We start from the raw sequence: 15,174 nt of genomic DNA on the forward strand, positions 1-15,174 counted from the left end.
TGTCGGACGAGCTGGAAATCTAACATATCAATGGTCTGACCACGGGTTTCCACCTGCGACGACACGCGGGTATGGACAGACCTCCCCTCGTGCATGCTATATATCAGCACATCTGATATGTTAGATGCTGCATCGAATCGATGGGGATGACATGCCGGCTCCACTGCTCGACCTGCTGGGTCGCGGCGCGGGCCGCGGGGCCGTGATCGACGACGGCACCGGCGGTCCCACGGTGCCGCTGTCCCGGCTGCTCGCCGCGTCCGAGCGGCTCGCGGGTGGGCTCGCCGGGTGGGGGCTGGTTCCCGGGGACCGCGCCGCGGTCGTCCTCCCGCACGGCCCGGACTGGTACCTGGTGCACCTGGCGCTGGCCCGCCTCGGCGTGCTGACCGTGCCGGTCAGCACCCGTCTCGCCGCGCCGGAGATCGACGACCTGGTCCGCTCGGCCCGGTGCCGGCTGGTCGTGGTCGATCCGGGGTTCCTCGGGCTCGGCCTGGACCGGGTGGCCGCCCGGCTGTCCCGCTCCGGGGCGATCGACCGGGTGCTGACCACGGCCCCGACGACCGTGCCCGGAGCCCGCGAGCTGGACGACCTGGACGGGATGGCCCCGGCGGTGGCCGGGGACGGCGCGTCCGCACCGTTGGTCTGCTTCGGCACCTCGGGGACGACCGGTGCGCCGAAGCTGGCCGTGCACACCCACGACGGGGTCGCCGGACACGTCGCGGCGGTCGCGGACGCGACGGGGCTGACCGGCGAGTGCGGTGGGGGCCGCGTGGTGCTGGGCGCGCTGCCGCCGTGCGGGGCCTACGGCTACACCCTCGCCATGGCCGCGCTCGCCGCCGGGTGCCGGCTCGTCACCGTGCCCACCTTCACCCCCACCGAGCTGTTCGACCTGGTGGCCACCCACCGGGTGGAGGTCGTCGCGGTGACCGAGGCGATCCTGCGCGCGGCGCTGGCCGCCGGGGTGCCGCACCCCGGCGGTCACTGGCGGCTCGCGGCATCGGCCGGCGGCAGCCTCGCCGACGTCGCCGCGACCCTCGAGCGGGACGGGACCCGCGTGGTGAACGTCTACGGCGCGTCCGAGGTGCTCGCCCTGCTCGCGGTGCGGGATCCGTCCGCGGCCGTGCCCGAGCGGGCCGCCGCGGGCGGGACGATCGTCGGTGAGCAGGCAGCAGCGCGTGCCGAGGTGCGCGCTGTCGTCCCCGGCACGGACACGCTGCTGCCCGCAGGGCAGGACGGTGAGCTGCAGTTCCGCGGCCCGAGCGTGTTCACCGGCTACCTCGACTCCCCCGCCGCCACCGCGGCCGCGCTCGGCCCGGGCGGCTGGTACCGCTCCGGTGACAGCGGGCGGGTCGAATCCGGCGGCGCCGCGTTCGATTATCTCGCCCGGCTCTCGGACACCCTGCGGCTCAAGGGTTTCCTCGTCGACCCCGGCCAGATCGAGGAGGTCCTGCTCGCCCACCCCGGTGTGGGTGAGGCTCAGGTCGTCGGCGTGCCCGATCCGGGTACCGATGAGGACCTCGCGGTCGCCTTCGTGGTCGGTGCCGCGCAGCCGGACGAGCTGCGGGCCTGGTGTCGCGAGCGGCTGGCCGCGTTCAAGATCCCGGCCCGCATCGAGTGGGTCGACGACATCCCTGTCATCCCCAGCGCCAACGGGGACAAGGCACTCAGACGCGCGCTGCGCGAGCGCGCCGTATCGCTGATGGAGGAGGACCGGTGACCGACACGAGGCCACCCGACGTCATCACCGTGGCCGGGCACGACCTGGTCGACGAGCTGATCGGCCGGCGCAGCTTCACCGACATGATCCATCTCGTCCTGACCCGGGACCCGAGCCCGCCTCCCGGGCACCGCGAGATGATCGACGCCCTGCTGGTGACGTTGTGCGACCACGGTGTGACGCCCAGCTCGATGGCGGCCCGGCTGACCCTGCTGGGGGCTCCCGAGGCGATGCAGGCCGCGGTCGCCGCAGGACTGTGCGGGGCCGGTTCGCGGTTCCTCGGCACGCTGGAGAACGCGGGCACGATCCTGACCGACGTGCTGGAGCGCCACCCGGACGTCCCCCTCGCGGAGGTCGCCGACGTCGTGGTGGCCGAGGCGAAGGCCGACGGCCGTCCGGTGATCGGGATCGGGCATCCCGAGCACAAGCACGGCGACCCGAGGGTGCCCCGGCTGCTCGAGCTGGCCGGCACCCACGGGGTGCGTGGCCGCACGATCGAGCTGCTGCTGGAGCTGCCCGAGGCGCTCGCCCGCGCCGGTGGGCCGCGGCTGCCGGTCAACGGTGGCGGGCTGTGCGGCGCGATCGTGGCCGACATGGGCTACGGCCCGACCTTCGGCCGCGGGATCGCGGTGATCGCCCGGGCGGCCGGGCTGGTCGGGCAACTGCTCGACGAGGAGCGCGATCCGGTCGCCCGCAAGCTCTGGGACCGCGAGCGCGAGGACCCGGTCCGATGACCCGCGCCACGACCGTCTGCACAGGAAGGACACTGCCGTGACCGAGCTGGAAGGCCGCGTCGCCCTCGTCACCGGTGCCGCACGCGGCATCGGCCGCGCCTGCGCGCAGGCGCTGTACGACCAGGGGGCCGCCGTCGCGCTGCTCGACCTGGACCCCGGCGTCGTCGACACCGCGACGGCGGTGGACCCCACCGGGCGGCGGGCGATCGGCCTCACCGCCGACGTCGTCGACCTGGCCGGTGTGCGCTCCGCGGTCGAGCAGACCCGCGCACACCTGGGCGAGGTCGGGATCCTGGTGAACAACGCCGGCTTCCCGAAGGACGCCGTGCTGTCCAAGATGGACCCCGCCGACTGGCAGCGGGTGATCGACGTGATCCTCACCGGCTCGTTCAACTGTTCCAAGGCCGTGATCGACCCGATGCGCACCGCCGGCTGGGGCCGGATCGTGAACATCTCCTCGCGCAGCCACCTGGGCAACCCGGGCCAGACCAACTACTCCGCGGCCAAGGCCGGGCTGCTCGGGTTCACCCGGGCACTGGCGCTGGAGTCGGGCCGGTTCGGGATCACGGTCAATGCGGTCGCGCCCGGATTCGTCGAGACCGAGGGCATGCTGGCGCTGGACAACTACGACGTGCTCAAGGAGCGGTCGGTGGACAAGGCACCACTGCGCCGGGTCGGGACGCCCGCCGAAATCGCCGACACCGTCGCCTTCCTGGCCGGTCCACGGGCCTCCTACATCACCGGCGAGACGGTGCACGTGACGGGCGGCCGGTACTCGTGACCGCGCCGGTGTACTTCGACGACCTCGTGCCCGGCAGCAGCTGGACGACCGCGGGCCGCACGGTCACCGAGACCGACGTCGTGTCCTTCGCCGGGCTCTCGGGCGACTACAACCGTCTCCACGTCGACGCCGAGTTCGCGGCCACGACACCGTTCGGTGAGCGGGTCGCGCACGGGCTGCTGGTGCTCTCGGTCGCCTCCGGGCTGAGCACCCGCCTGGCGGTCAGCGAGGCGATGGCACCCAACATCCTGGGTCTGCTCGACCTGCAGTGCCGCTGGCCCGGGCCGACGCGGTTCGGCGACACGATCCACGTGGTCCTGACGATCGAGGACTGCCGGGCGACCAGCAGACCGGGCCGTGGGGTGGTGACGATGACCCGGGAGGTCGTCAACCAGCGCGGCGAGACCGTCATGGTCAGCACCTGGAAGCTGCTGGTCCGCGCCCGGGACGGAGCCTGAGGTGTCCTCCCTGCGGGAGGCGCCGATGCGGCCCTACCAGTGGCTGGTGGTGGCGATGTGCCTGCTGGTCAACACCGCGGACGGGTTCGACTTCTTCGTCATGGGCTTCGTACTGCCGCACCTGCCCGCCGACTTCGCGGGCGGTGCGGTCAAGGGGTTGCTGGTCAGCGCCGGCCTCGTCGGCATCGGGCTCGGCGCGCTGTTCGTCGCACCGCTGGCGGACCGGTTCGGTCGCCGCACCCTTCTCATCGCGGGGCTGACGGTCGACGTCGTCGGGATGGTGGCGAGTGCACTGGCACCCACAGCGGGGGTGCTGCTCGCCGCCCGGGTGCTCACCGGTGTCGGGGTCGGTGTGCTGAGCGCGACCTACATCGTGCTGGCCACCGAGTTCTCCTCGGCCCGGCGGCACAACCTGGTCGTCGGGATCATTGGGGTCGGCTTCCCGCTGGGCAGCACGCTGGCCGGAGCCGTCGGTCTCGCGGTCACCGTGGACGGCGGGGACTGGCGTGCCCTGTTCTGGGCCGGCGCGGCACTGAGCCTGGCCGTGCTCGTCGCCTCGGTCGTGCTGGTGCCCGAGTCCCTGGAGTTCCTGGCCGCCCGCCGGGACCCGAGGTCGCGGGAACGGGCCCGGCGGCTGGCTCGCCGGCTGCGGCTGGACGCACCGCCCGAACCCGGTCCCGCGGCCACCGCCCCGGACCGGGCACCGCGCGGCGGACTGCCCGCGCTGCTCGCCCCGCCGCTGCGGGCCGTCACCCTGCTGCTGTGGCTGGGCTACTTCGGGCTGCTGGCCGCGTTCTACTTCGTGTCCACGTGGACACCGCAGCTGGTCACGCTGGCCGGTGGTGACGCCGCACGGGGCGCGTTGACCGGGACCGTGCTCTCGGTCGGTGGCGTCCTCGGCTCGCTGCTGTTCGGGATCATCGGGTTGCGCGTCGGGGCGACCCGGGTGGCCTGGATCGCGTTGGCCGTCGCGGCCCTCGGGGTCGTGGTCTTCTCCCTGACCGTCAGCTCCCCGGCCGCGGTCTGGGTCGGCGGGATCCTGGGGTTGGCGGTGTTCGTGACCGTCGCGGCGTTCACCGCACTGGCCCCGCCCCGGTACCCGGTCCACCTGCGCGCGAGCGGGTACGGCGCGATGCTCGGCGTCGGCCGCGTCGGGGGGATCGTCGCTCCGGTGCTGGCGGGCGCGGCGCTGGCCGTCGTCTCCCCCGCCGCCATGTACCTCGCGAGCGCGCTCCCGCTACTGCTGGCGTTCGTCGCCGCGCTCGCCCTGGCCCGTCGCACGACCACGCCCGCCACAGCGCGCCGGCGCGCGGCCCGGCACTGACCTGCACGTCCAGTTCGATCCCCATCGGTTCACGTTCTGCAGAGAGGCACACCGTGAAGACACGCGCAGCGATCATGCGTTCGGCACCGGGCCAGTTCGAGGTCGTCGACATCGACCTCGACGAACCGCGGCGCGACGAGCTCCGCATCAAGCTGGTCGCGGCAGGGCTCTGCCACTCCGACGACCACGTCCAGACCGGCGACCTGGTCGTCGAGCACTTCCCCATGGTCTGCGGACACGAGGGGGCCGGGATCGTGGAGGCGATCGGCCCCGATACGAAGGGCTTCGAGATCGGCGACCACGTCGTGTTCTCGTTCATCCCCTCGTGCGGGCGGTGCCGCTGGTGCTCGGAGGGCATGTCCAACCTCTGCAACGCCGGCAAGTACATGATCAAGGGTTGCCGGCCCGACGACGACGTCGAGAGCTACCGGTTCAGCCTCGACGGCGAGCCGACCGGCCAGATGGGTGGGCTCGGCACGTTCGCCGAGCGGACCGTGATCTCCACGATGTCTGCGGTCAAGGTGGACAAGGATCTGGACCTGACCACGATCTGCCTGCTCGGCTGCGGGGTCGGCACGGGCTGGGGCTCGGCGGTCTACGCGGGCGAGGTCCGGCCGGGCGACGTCACGATCGTCATGGGCATCGGCGGCATCGGGATCAACGCCGTCCAGGGCGCCGCGCACGCCGGGGCCCGAGCGGTCATCGCGGTGGATCCGGTGGCGTTCAAGCGGGAGAAGGCCCAGGAGATGGGTGCCACCCACGTCTACGAGTCGATCGACGACGCCGCGGAGTACGCCCGCTCGATCACCGACGGCCAGGGCGCCGACGAGGCGATCATCACCGTCGGGGTCACCACCGGCGAGCACATCGCGCAGGGCTTCGCCGCCGTCCGCAAGGGCGGCACCGTCGTGGCCACCGGGATCGGCGACATGGCCGAGAAGGGCATCCCGGTCAGCCCGTGGGAGCTGTCGATGATGCAGAAGCGCATCCAGGGCACGCTGTTCGGCGCCAGCAACCCCGCCTCGGACATCCTGCGGCAGGTCGCGATGTACCGGGCGGGGCAGCTCAAGCTCGACGAGTTGATCACCCGTACCTACCGGCTCGACGACATCCGCCAGGGCTACGCCGACATGCACGCCGGGCTCAACATCCGCGGAATGATCGTCTTCGACTGATCCCGGTTCCGGGGCGCGGTGCGCTCGCCCGCGCCCCGGTCCGTCCACCGCCCCACGACGACCGGGAGCCTCCATGACCACGACCCCGATCCGCCCGCTCGACCGGCTCTACATCGACGGCCGCTTCACCGACGCCACCGGCGACGACACCGTCGCGGTCCTCAACCCGGCGACCGAGGAGGTGCTCGCCGAGGTCGCACAGGGCAGCGTCGCCGACACCGTCGCCGCGATCACCGCGGCCCGGCGCGCCTTCGACGACGGCCCGTGGCCCCGGATGCGTCCCGCCGAGCGGGCCGCCGTCCTCGCCCGGATGGCCGACGCCCTGCAGTCCCGCTACGACGCACTGGTCGACCTCAACGTCGCCGAGGCGGGCAGTACCCGGGCGATGGCGCACTTCCTGCAGGTCGCGACGCCGATCGAGCACCTGCACGACATGGCCGACCGGGCGCTGCCCGGGTACTCGTTCGCCGAGCCGATGGCGCACTACGCCAAACCGGGCTTCGGGCTGGGCTCCGGGGTCATCCGCCACGAGCCCGCCGGGGTCGCCGCGCTGATCACCCCGTTCAACTACCCGCTGTTCCTCAACGTCATGAAGGTCGCGCCCGCGCTGGCCGCCGGGTGCACCGCGGTGCTCAAGCCCTCGCCCTACACCCCGCTCGAGGCGCTGGTGCTGGGCGAGATCGCCGAGGAGGCCGGACTGCCGCCGGGCGTGCTCAACGTCGTCACCGGGGACACCGCGGCCGCCGAGGAACTGACCCGCAACCCGATGGTCGACGTCGTGAGCTTCACCGGCTCGGACGCGATCGGCCGGCTGGTCTACACCCAGGCCGCGGACTCGCTGAAGACGGTCGTGCTGGAGCTGGGCGGCAAGTCCGCCAACGTGATCCTGCCCGACTGCGACATCCAGGGCGCCGCGGCGTCGGTGGTGCAGGGACTGGCCACCCACGCCGGGCAGGGCTGCTCCCTGCTCACCCGGACCCTGGTGCACCGCGCGGTGCACGACGAGCTGGTCGCCGCGGTGACGGCGATGCTGGAGTCCGTGGTCGTCGGGAATCCGGCGGACGAGGCCACGACGATGGGCCCGCTGATCCGCGAGAGCCAGCGCGCGAGCGTCGAGGCGGCGATGGCGACCGCGCGCCACGCGGGCGCCGAGTTCGCGTTCGGTGGTGGGCGGCCCGCGCACCTGGACAAGGGGTTCTTCCTGGAGCCCACGCTGATCACCGGGGTCACCAACGACATGGAGATCTCACGCACCGAGCTGTTCGGCCCGGTCGGCGTGGTGATCGCGTTCGACGACGAGGAGGAGGGGATCCGGTTGGCCAACGACTCCGAGTACGGGCTCGGCGGAGGTGTCTGGTCCGGTGACCCGAACCGGGCGCTCGCGGTCGCCGAGCGGATCCGGGCGGGTTACATCAACATCAACGGCGGCGGGCCGTGGCTGTCACCGCACGGCCCGTTCGGCGGCTACAAGAACAGCGGTGTCGGCCGCGAGTGGGGCGAGTTCGGCATCGGTGAGTACCTCGTCGACAAGTCGATCACCTGGTCGGCGCGGTGAGCGCCCCGGTCGCGGTGGTGACCGGTGCCGCCCGGGGCATCGGCGCCGCCGAGGCACGCGATCTCGCCGGTCGCGGGTACGCACTCGTGGTCAACGACGTCGACGCCGCCGTGCTCGCCGCCGCAGACCTCGGTACCGGTCCGGTCGTACGGGTCCCCGGTGACGTCGGTGCGAGCGGCACGGCGGCCGAGCTGGTCGGGGCGGCGCTGGAACGCTTCGGCCGGGTCGACGCCGTGGTCTCCAACGCCGGTGTCCTGCGGGACCGGATGACGTTCTCGATGTCGGACGACGAGTGGGACGAGATCGTCCGGATCAACCTGCGCGGCACCTTCCTGCTGGTCCGGGAGGCGGGAGCGGCCTGGCGGGCCCGGTTCAAGCAGACGGGAGAGCCCACCGGCGGACGGCTGGTCACGACCAGCTCGCGGGCGGCGCTGCTGGCCAACCCCGGGCAGGCGAACTACGCGGCGGCCAAGGCCGGCGTCGCGACACTGACCCAGATCGCGGCGCGGGAGCTGCGCCGCTACGGCGTGACCTGCAACGCGGTCGCCCCACGGGCCGCGACCCGGCTGATGACCGGGGCGTTCGGGGAGATCGATCCCGAGCAGGAGAAGCAGTGGGCGCCCGAGCACGTGGCGGCGTTCGTCGGGTTCCTCTGCAGCCCGGCGGCACACGACGTCACGGGGCAGGTGTTCGTGGTCCACGGCGGCGAGGTCGCGCTCGCCCGGCCCTGGCAGGTCGGCGACCCGGTCACCGTCCACGGCGCCACCGACACCGCGCTGCGCGACCTGCTCGACGGCGCGTTCGGTGACGACCCGCCGGGGATCCCGGACTTCCGGATCGGGGAGGACTATCCGGGAGGGGCCCGGTGACCGTGGCCGTGCCGGCCGGGACACCCGGTTCGGTCGCCGAGGTCCTGGACCGGGCGGCGGCGACCGCACCGGACGCGCCCGCCCTCGTCGTCGGCGAGGAGGTGACGACGTTCTCCCGGTTGCGGGCAGGTGCACGCGCGCTCGCCGGCGGGCTGCGCTCGCTCGGTGTGGGGCCGGGTGACCATGTCGCGGTCTGGATGCCCAACGGCGAACCCTACGTGCGGGCCTTCTACGCGGCGGCCTACGCGGGCGCCGTCCTGGTCCCGATGAACACCTGGCACACCCCGCGCGAACTGGGCTACTGCCTGGCGCAGTCCGACGCCCGGGTCCTGCTGGCCGAGCCGGACGTACCGGGCACCGATGCAGGCGCGGTGCTCGCCGAGCTGCTCCCCCGGCTGGGCACGGCCGAGGGACCGGTCACGGGGTTCCTCTCGCCGCAGTTCCCGCAGCTGCGGGCCGTGGTCGTCGACGATCGCCGGTTGCCGGGCGCGGTGGGGCCGGTGACCGGGCCGTGTCCCGATCCACCGGACCCGCGACGGGCCGGCGATCCCGCCTACATCCTCTACACCTCCGGCACCACCGGCGCGGCGAAGGGCGTCGTGCTCCCGGCGGACGGGGTGCTGGCCGATGCCACACTGTTCGGCGAACGGCTCGGGATCACCTCGGGCGACCGGTACTACTGCCCGGTTCCCCTGTTCCATGCCGGTGGGGCGATCTTCGTCCTGCTGGCCGCCCACGTCCGCGGCGCCGCGGTGGTCACGCACACCCGGTTCGACCCGGTCCGCGCGCTCGCGGCGATCAGGCGGCACGGCTGCCGGATCACCGGCGGGTTCGAGGTCACGCACCTGAGGCTGCTCGATGCTCTCGACGCCGATCCCGGACCGGTTCCGCTGGAGGCGGCATGGTGGGTCGGGCCCGCGTCGTCGTGCGAGCGTGTGGAGAAGGCCCTGGGTGCGCGGTTGATGAACCTGTACGGCATGACCGAGGCGTCGGGGAACGTGTCCGCCACTCCCCTGGACCGGCCCCTTGCCGAACGGGCCACGACCATGGGCGTCGTCCTCGCCGAGCGGGTCGTCGAGGTGGTCGACCCGAGCTCCGGGGAACCGGTCGCCACCGGCGAGGCCGGCGAGATCCGGGTGTCGGGCTGGGGCCTGATGTCGGGCTACTACCGGATGCCCGACCGCACGGCCGAGAAGTTCGACGAGCGCGGCCGGTTGCGCACCGGCGACCTGGGCACCCTCGACGACGACGGGGTGCTCCGCTTCGCCGGGCGTGCCGACGACGCCCTGAAGGTCGGTGGGGAGAACGTCGCCCCGCAGGAGGTCGAGGAGGTCCTGACCGGGCACCCGGCCGTCGAGGAGATCGTCGTCGCGGGTGTGCCCGACCCGGTGTACGGGCACGCGGTGGTGGCCGCCGCCCGGTTGCGGCCCGGTGCCCACGCGGACGGAGAGGCCTTGCGCGCCTGGGCCCGGGAGCGTCTGGCCTCGTACAAGGTTCCCCGCCGGATCGCCGTGGTCGACGACTTCCCTCGCACGTCCACCGGAAAGATCCGCCGCCGCGAGATGGCCGCACGTCTGGAGCAGCAATGACCGTCCGTACCGTGACCGGCGACCTCGACGCCGACCAGCTCGGCCGCACACTGGTGCACGAGCACGTCTTCACCGGCCTGCCGGGCCTGGAGCTCGACGGCAGGCTGCAGCTCGATGCCGACTCCGCCGTCGAACGCGCGGCGAGCTGGCTGACCGCAGCGGCCGGTCACGGTGTCGGCACCGTCGTCGATGCGACACCGATGAACTGGTACCGCCGGCCCGACCTGATGCGCCGGATCAGCGAGCGCAGCGGCGTCGCCGTCGTCGCCAGCACCGGGCTCTACACCGAGCGGATGGGCTGGCCGTTCCATCTGAAGCTGCTGCGGGCCACCGAGCTGGCCGACGTGTTCACCCGCGAGATCGAGCACGGTATGGCCGGTACCGACGTGCGGGCCGGGATGATCAAGATCGCGACCGGGCAGGAGAGCGTCGGCAAGTACGAGCGTCGCGCGATCGAGGCGGCCGTGCTCGCCCAGCAGCGCACCGGTGCCGGGATCCTCACCCACAACGAGGGCCCGACCGGGGCGCTGCAGCAGCTCGAGGCGTTCACCGATGCCGGGGCGGACCTGTCGCGGGTCCTGATCGGACACTGCGACAACAGCACCGCCGCGGAGTACCACCGCGAGATCGCCGAGCGCGGCGCGCACGTCGGTTTCGACCGGGTCGGTCACTACACGATCACCCCGGACGGTCCCCGCCACGAGGCGATTCTCGCGCTGCTGGGTACCCACCCGGACCGGGTCCTGCTCAGCCACGACGCCGTCGCGGCCTCGCTGGGCGAGTTCTTCAGCACCGAGGAGGACCCGCGCTGGGAGGAGTTCGGGTTCACCTTCCTGTTCCGGGAGGTGCTGCCGTGGCTGGTGGACCGCGGTGTGAGCACCGAGGTGCTCGACCGTGTCCTCGTCGACAACCCGCGGCGCCTGCTCGCGGGCTGAGAACCGGCGCAGGGAGCCGCCCACGTTGCACGGCACGTGCCGAGCCCGCCCGGGATGCTGCTCGGGCCGCCGGCGGGGTCGCTACGGTCGGCACATGTCGACCACCGGCGCGGCCCACGACGTCGTCGTGCTCGTACGGCCCGGGGTGCTGTCCATGGAGCTCGGGCTGATCCACCAGATCTTCGGCCGGGCCCGCCTGGCGGACGGCGCGTTCGGCTACCGGGTCCGCACCTGCGCGCTGCGACCCGGCCGGATCGCCACCGACGCGGACTTCGCCGTCGGTGTCGACCACGGGATCGAGATCCTGGAGACCGCGGGAACGGTCGTCGTCCCGGCCTCCTACGCCGCCGACGAGGAACCCGGCGTGCTCGACGGCGGTCTGCGCGAGGCACTCACCGGCCTGCCGTCGTCGACCCGGATCGCGTCGATCTGTACCGCCGCGTTCGTGCTGGCCGAGGCCGGGCTGCTGGACCGGCAGCGCGCGACCACGCACTGGATGGCCTTCGACCACTTCCGGCGGCGGTTCCCCGACGTCGTGCTCGACCCCGACGCACTGTTCACCGACAACGGGCGCGTCCTCACCTCCGGCGGCGACGCGTGCGGGATCGACATGTGCCTGCATCTCGTCCGGCGCGATCTCGGCTCGGCGGTGGCGAACGAGGTGGCCCGGCGGACGATCGTGCCTCCGTTCCGGCGCGGCGGCCAGACCCAGTACATCCCCCGGGCGGCCCCCGGGACGGACCGTGCGCCGGCCCTCACCGAGCTGCGCGAGCACCTGCTCGCCGATCTCGCCCGGCCGGTGACGCTCGCCGACCTCGCGGAGCGGGCCGGCGTGAGCGTCCGGACCCTCAGCCGGCGCTTCCGTGACGAGATCGGGATGAGCCCGCTGGAGTGGATGCTGCGCCAGCGCGTCGCGGTCGCGCGCGAGCTGCTCGAGACCACGGACCTGCCGGTCGAACAGATCGCCGGCCGTTGCGGGTTCGGATCCGGAGCAGGCCTGCGACGACACTTCACCGATGCGGTCGGGGTCTCCCCCCGCTCCTACCGGTCCACCTTCCGAGGACCGTGATCGTCCCCGCCGCGATCGCGGCACCGACCAGGACGACCGACGACGGACCGAGCACGGATGCGGCCGAGACCGGGACCCCGAACACGACGAGGGTGAGGACCGCCGCACGCAGCGCGGCCCGGACCGGGTCGGGGCCACCGGCGCCGCCGTCGCCGAGCAGCGGCACGAGGACCAGCGTCGCGACGAACATCAGCGCCGCGAGCGCGAGGACGACGGTTACCGCCGACGGCGCGAGCGTGACCGCGGCCAGGAGCACTCCCGCCAGGATCGTCCCGGACTCGGCGGCGACGGGACGGGCTCGGCACTCGGGGTTCGACATGTCTCCACGGTGGTCGGCCGCGACGTCGACCCACAGTGGCCGGAGCGACAACCACCGCACAGATCCGGCCACGACCGCGGCGGTCACGCAGGGGCGCCGAGCGGCGGGTGCTCGAGGACGCGTGGCGCGTACTCGACCAGCTGGATGCCGCCGTCGAAGGTGCGGTGCTCGATCATCGTCAGGGCGAGGTCCGGATAGCCGTCGTAGATCCGTTCTTCGCCCGTCGCCCCGGTGATCACCGGGAACATCACGACCCGGAAGCGGTCGACGAGCCCGGCACGGAGCAGGGACCGGCACAGGCTGAGGCTGCCGATCGTGCTGAGGAGCCCCGAGCCGTTCTCCTTCATGGCGCGGACCGTCTCGACGGCGTCGTCGCGGACGAGTGTGGAGTTCGCCCAGGCCGGTGGCGCCTCGAGCGAGGCGGAGAACACCACCTTGGCCGCCTGCGTGAGCTCGTCGACCGACGCCTGTTCCTCGGCTCTGAACTCGTCCTGGCCGCCCGGGACCTCGCCGCCGGCGAAACCCGACATCAGGCGGTAGGTGTTCGCTCCCATCAGGTAGGTGACCTCGGGCTGCTCGCCGAGCCAGGCGAGATACTCCGGACTCTCGAGGCCCCAGAACCCGGGCCACCCCTCCCCTGATGCGTAGCCGTCGAGCGAGGTGATGAAGTCGACGAGAAGCTCTGACATGGCGGGGTCCCTTCCTCGGTGTCACGAGGGTGGACCGGCCCGGGGCCACGGACTCATCGTGTCCGGGGCGCCCGGCCGTCGTTCACGGGGCGCAGCGCCCGCTGACGAGCTCGTCGGCGTCGAGCGGGCTCACCGCCCGGTGCCACGTCGTGCCGTCGACGACCAGGGGGCCGAGGTTGCACGGGCCGAGACAGCCACAGGGCGTGACCTGTGTCGTGGTGCCCTTCGCCGCCGCGGACAGTGCGCGGTGGGTCTCCCCCGCGCCGTGGACGAGGCAGCGTGGGCCGCGGCAGACGAACAGGTGCCGGTGCGGGACGTCGAGCTCGGAGAACGCCGGACTCACGAACGCGTTCGCCGATGCGGTCACCGGCTCGCCCTCGGCGCCGGCCAGCCGGGCGACGGTGGAGGCGACGAGGCCGGTGAGTCCGGGCGCGATGCGGACCTCGGGTCCGGACGTCGCGGTGGCGCGGAGGTGGTGCGCCACGGCACGACCGATCCAGGTGACCAGGTAGCGGTCGGCGGGGACGGCGAGCGGGATCACCAGCACCGATCCGACGCCGTCGCGGGCGAGCTCGTCGAGGACGGCCGGCACCGTCGGGTCCTGCTGGTCGAGGTAGGCGATGTGGACCGCGTCCGGGACCTGCCGGGCGACCGCGCGGGCGAGCCCTTCCATCGACCGGCGATCCACTCCGGCCGGCGTGGGCCGGGCGACCAGCACCAGCGCACGTCCGGTCACCGGCGGCCTCGGCCGTGACGGGTTCGCCGGCAGCGAGCCGTGGATGACATCTGAACAGGCTCTCATGTGTTGACCGGCTCCGCGCCGGCGGTGCGATCCGGACAGTGACGACGTGCCCGCGCGTCGGTGCCGGGTAGGGCGGAAAGGGTTTGCCGCCGTGCCCGACCCGGACCATGGTCACAGGCGTGGGGCGACGGATCGGTGTGATCGGGCTCGGGCCGCAGGGGCGGTACCTGGCTCGTTGGGCGGACCGGCTCGGCTTCGAGGTCGTGATCGGCTGCGAGACCCGCGATGTCGACGATCCGGGGTCGATCCCCAGGACCCGGGACTGGGCCGAGCTGCTTGGCGCGGGTCTGGACGGCGTCGTCCTGGCGGACGACTTCGACACCCACGCGCCGCGCGCCGTCGCGTTCCTCGATGCCGGTGTGCACGTGCTGTCCGAGACCGCGGCGTGTGCCAGTGAGGCGGAGGGGCGAGACCTCGTCGCAGCGGCAGACGCCTCACCAGCGAGCTACTCGTTCGCCGAGAACTATGTCGCGTTGCCCCACGTGCGGTCGATCGCCCAGGTCGTGGCCGCCGGCGAGGTCGGCGACATCGAGTTGATCGAGGCCGAGTACCTGCACGGTCTGGGGCCCGCGGCGCTGCAGGACCTTCTCGGCGCACCCGGGCACTGGCGCAACCGGATCTCGCCGACGGCCTACTGCACCCACACCCTCAGCCCGGTGCTCGCGATCACCGGCGCCCGGCCGGTGTCGGTGGCCGCGCACGGTATCGGGCCGCCGGGGCGGGAGACCGCGGTCGTGCTGGTGGTGCGGTTGTCCACCGGCGCGCTGGCCGTGGCCCGCCACGGGTTCCTGCAGGGCGAACCGGACAGCCACTGGAGCTGGGTATCGGTACGCGGGACGCGCGGACTCGTCGAGTCCCGCCGGATGCCCGGGGCCGATGCCTGGTCGATCCGGCTGCGGAGCGAACCGTGGGCGAGCCCGACCGGCGCGGTACGTGAGCAGGTGAGGGTGCCGGAGCGGGTGTCCGGCGGCGATCGGGACGAGCCCGGCTCCGCGGGCACGGTCGGGGTCCTGGAGGCGTTCAGAGCCTGTCTCGACGATGGCGCGCCGCCGTTGGTGCCGGTGCGTGCCGCGGTCGATGCCTCGCTGGTCGGTGTCGTCGCCGCCGGGTCGCTCGCCGCCGGCGGTACGCCGGTGGCGGTGCCCCGGATCTGAGACG

At 73.0% G+C, this 15,174-nt stretch carries 15 protein-coding genes; 12 read left to right on the forward strand and 3 right to left on the reverse strand.

All coding sequences use genetic code 11. The features are described 5' to 3' along the window. The first annotated feature begins 151 nt into the window (after positions 1 to 151). The 11 genes from AD017_RS27420 to AD017_RS27470 all read left to right on the forward strand — a co-directional run bounded on the left by AD017_RS27420 (position 152) and on the right by AD017_RS27470 (position 12,206). A complete protein-coding gene (locus tag AD017_RS27420) occupies positions 152 to 1,717 on the forward strand; it encodes an AMP-binding protein (RefSeq protein WP_060576042.1) in 1,566 nt (521 codons plus the stop codon). After that, positions 1,714 to 2,451: a citryl-CoA lyase gene (locus AD017_RS27425; RefSeq protein ID WP_060576043.1), complete on the forward strand. Its 738-nt coding sequence runs from the start codon at positions 1,714 to 1,716 to the stop codon at positions 2,449 to 2,451. Before AD017_RS27420 ends, AD017_RS27425 begins: the two co-directional genes overlap by 4 nt. 37 nt (positions 2,452 to 2,488) lie before the next feature. Further along, a complete protein-coding gene (gene fabG, locus AD017_RS27430) occupies positions 2,489 to 3,232 on the forward strand; it encodes a 3-oxoacyl-ACP reductase FabG (RefSeq protein ID WP_060576044.1) in 744 nt (247 codons plus the stop codon). Next, complete coding sequence (locus tag AD017_RS27435) at positions 3,229 to 3,690, forward strand: MaoC/PaaZ C-terminal domain-containing protein (protein ID WP_060576045.1); 462 nt, start codon at positions 3,229 to 3,231, stop codon at positions 3,688 to 3,690. The genes fabG and AD017_RS27435 overlap by 4 nt, the downstream gene beginning before the upstream one ends. A 1-nt stretch (position 3,691) precedes the next feature. Continuing rightward, complete coding sequence (locus AD017_RS27440; protein ID WP_227012610.1) at positions 3,692 to 5,014, forward strand: MFS transporter; 1,323 nt, start codon at positions 3,692 to 3,694, stop codon at positions 5,012 to 5,014. A gap of 74 nt (positions 5,015 to 5,088) precedes the next feature. Beyond that, the gene (locus AD017_RS27445; protein ID WP_238591990.1) at positions 5,089 to 6,189 is read left to right on the forward strand and encodes an NDMA-dependent alcohol dehydrogenase; all 1,101 of its coding nucleotides are present in this window, start codon (positions 5,089 to 5,091) and stop codon (positions 6,187 to 6,189) included. A gap of 73 nt (positions 6,190 to 6,262) precedes the next feature. Further along, positions 6,263 to 7,744 carry an aldehyde dehydrogenase family protein gene (locus tag AD017_RS27450; RefSeq protein ID WP_060576047.1) on the forward strand — a complete coding sequence of 494 codons (1,482 nt, stop codon included), beginning with the start codon at positions 6,263 to 6,265 and terminating at the stop codon, positions 7,742 to 7,744. Beyond that, positions 7,741 to 8,613, forward strand: coding sequence for an SDR family oxidoreductase (locus tag AD017_RS27455; RefSeq protein ID WP_060576048.1), 873 nt, complete (start codon positions 7,741 to 7,743; stop codon positions 8,611 to 8,613). Before AD017_RS27450 ends, AD017_RS27455 begins: the two co-directional genes overlap by 4 nt. After that, a complete protein-coding gene (locus tag AD017_RS27460; protein ID WP_060576049.1) occupies positions 8,610 to 10,202 on the forward strand; it encodes a class I adenylate-forming enzyme family protein in 1,593 nt (530 codons plus the stop codon). Before AD017_RS27455 ends, AD017_RS27460 begins: the two co-directional genes overlap by 4 nt. After that, a complete protein-coding gene (locus AD017_RS27465) occupies positions 10,199 to 11,137 on the forward strand; it encodes a phosphotriesterase (RefSeq protein WP_060576050.1) in 939 nt (312 codons plus the stop codon). Before AD017_RS27460 ends, AD017_RS27465 begins: the two co-directional genes overlap by 4 nt. Positions 11,138 to 11,231: 94 nt before the next feature. Then, positions 11,232 to 12,206, forward strand: a complete 975-nt coding sequence (locus AD017_RS27470) for a GlxA family transcriptional regulator (protein ID WP_060576051.1) — start codon at positions 11,232 to 11,234, stop codon at positions 12,204 to 12,206. Here the strand turns inward: AD017_RS27470 and AD017_RS27475 are convergent. From AD017_RS27475 to AD017_RS27485, 3 genes are all read right to left on the reverse strand, one after another. Then, positions 12,148 to 12,525, reverse strand: a complete 378-nt coding sequence (locus tag AD017_RS27475) for a hypothetical protein (protein ID WP_145982593.1) — start codon at positions 12,523 to 12,525, stop codon at positions 12,148 to 12,150. The two genes, AD017_RS27470 and AD017_RS27475, sit on opposite strands and share 59 nt — an antisense overlap. An 83-nt stretch (positions 12,526 to 12,608) precedes the next feature. Beyond that, positions 12,609 to 13,214 (reverse strand): dihydrofolate reductase family protein, encoded by a 606-nt coding sequence (locus AD017_RS27480; protein WP_010232182.1) that lies wholly within the window; start codon positions 13,212 to 13,214, stop codon positions 12,609 to 12,611. Positions 13,215 to 13,296: 82 nt separating this feature from the next. After that, positions 13,297 to 13,950, reverse strand: a complete 654-nt coding sequence (locus AD017_RS27485) for a (2Fe-2S) ferredoxin domain-containing protein (protein WP_060576053.1) — start codon at positions 13,948 to 13,950, stop codon at positions 13,297 to 13,299. A 185-nt stretch (positions 13,951 to 14,135) separates the two neighbouring features. Here AD017_RS27485 and AD017_RS27490 point away from each other — a divergent pair, with 185 nt between their 5' ends. Next, complete coding sequence (locus AD017_RS27490) at positions 14,136 to 15,170, forward strand: Gfo/Idh/MocA family protein (protein WP_227012611.1); 1,035 nt, start codon at positions 14,136 to 14,138, stop codon at positions 15,168 to 15,170. Positions 15,171 to 15,174 lie beyond the last annotated feature (4 nt).

Origin of the sequence: Pseudonocardia sp. EC080619-01, assembly GCF_001420995.1 — a bacterium.
Classification (GTDB): Bacteria; Actinomycetota; Actinomycetes; order Mycobacteriales; family Pseudonocardiaceae; genus Pseudonocardia.

What these genes read in the sequence shown, in the direction of transcription:
- AD017_RS27420 (WP_060576042.1), top strand. Translation starts at nt 152, where the DNA reads ATGCCGGCTCCACTGCTCGACCTGCTGGGTCGCGGCGCGGGCCGCGGG.
- AD017_RS27445 (WP_238591990.1), top strand. Translation starts at nt 5,089, where the DNA reads ATGCGTTCGGCACCGGGCCAGTTCGAGGTCGTCGACATCGACCTCGAC.
- AD017_RS27450 (WP_060576047.1), top strand. Translation starts at nt 6,263, where the DNA reads ATGACCACGACCCCGATCCGCCCGCTCGACCGGCTCTACATCGACGGC.
- AD017_RS27465 (WP_060576050.1), top strand. Translation starts at nt 10,199, where the DNA reads ATGACCGTCCGTACCGTGACCGGCGACCTCGACGCCGACCAGCTCGGC.
- AD017_RS27470 (WP_060576051.1), top strand. Translation starts at nt 11,232, where the DNA reads ATGTCGACCACCGGCGCGGCCCACGACGTCGTCGTGCTCGTACGGCCC.
- AD017_RS27475 (WP_145982593.1), bottom strand. Translation starts at nt 12,525, where the DNA reads ATGTCGAACCCCGAGTGCCGAGCCCGTCCCGTCGCCGCCGAGTCCGGG.
- AD017_RS27480 (WP_010232182.1), bottom strand. Translation starts at nt 13,214, where the DNA reads ATGTCAGAGCTTCTCGTCGACTTCATCACCTCGCTCGACGGCTACGCA.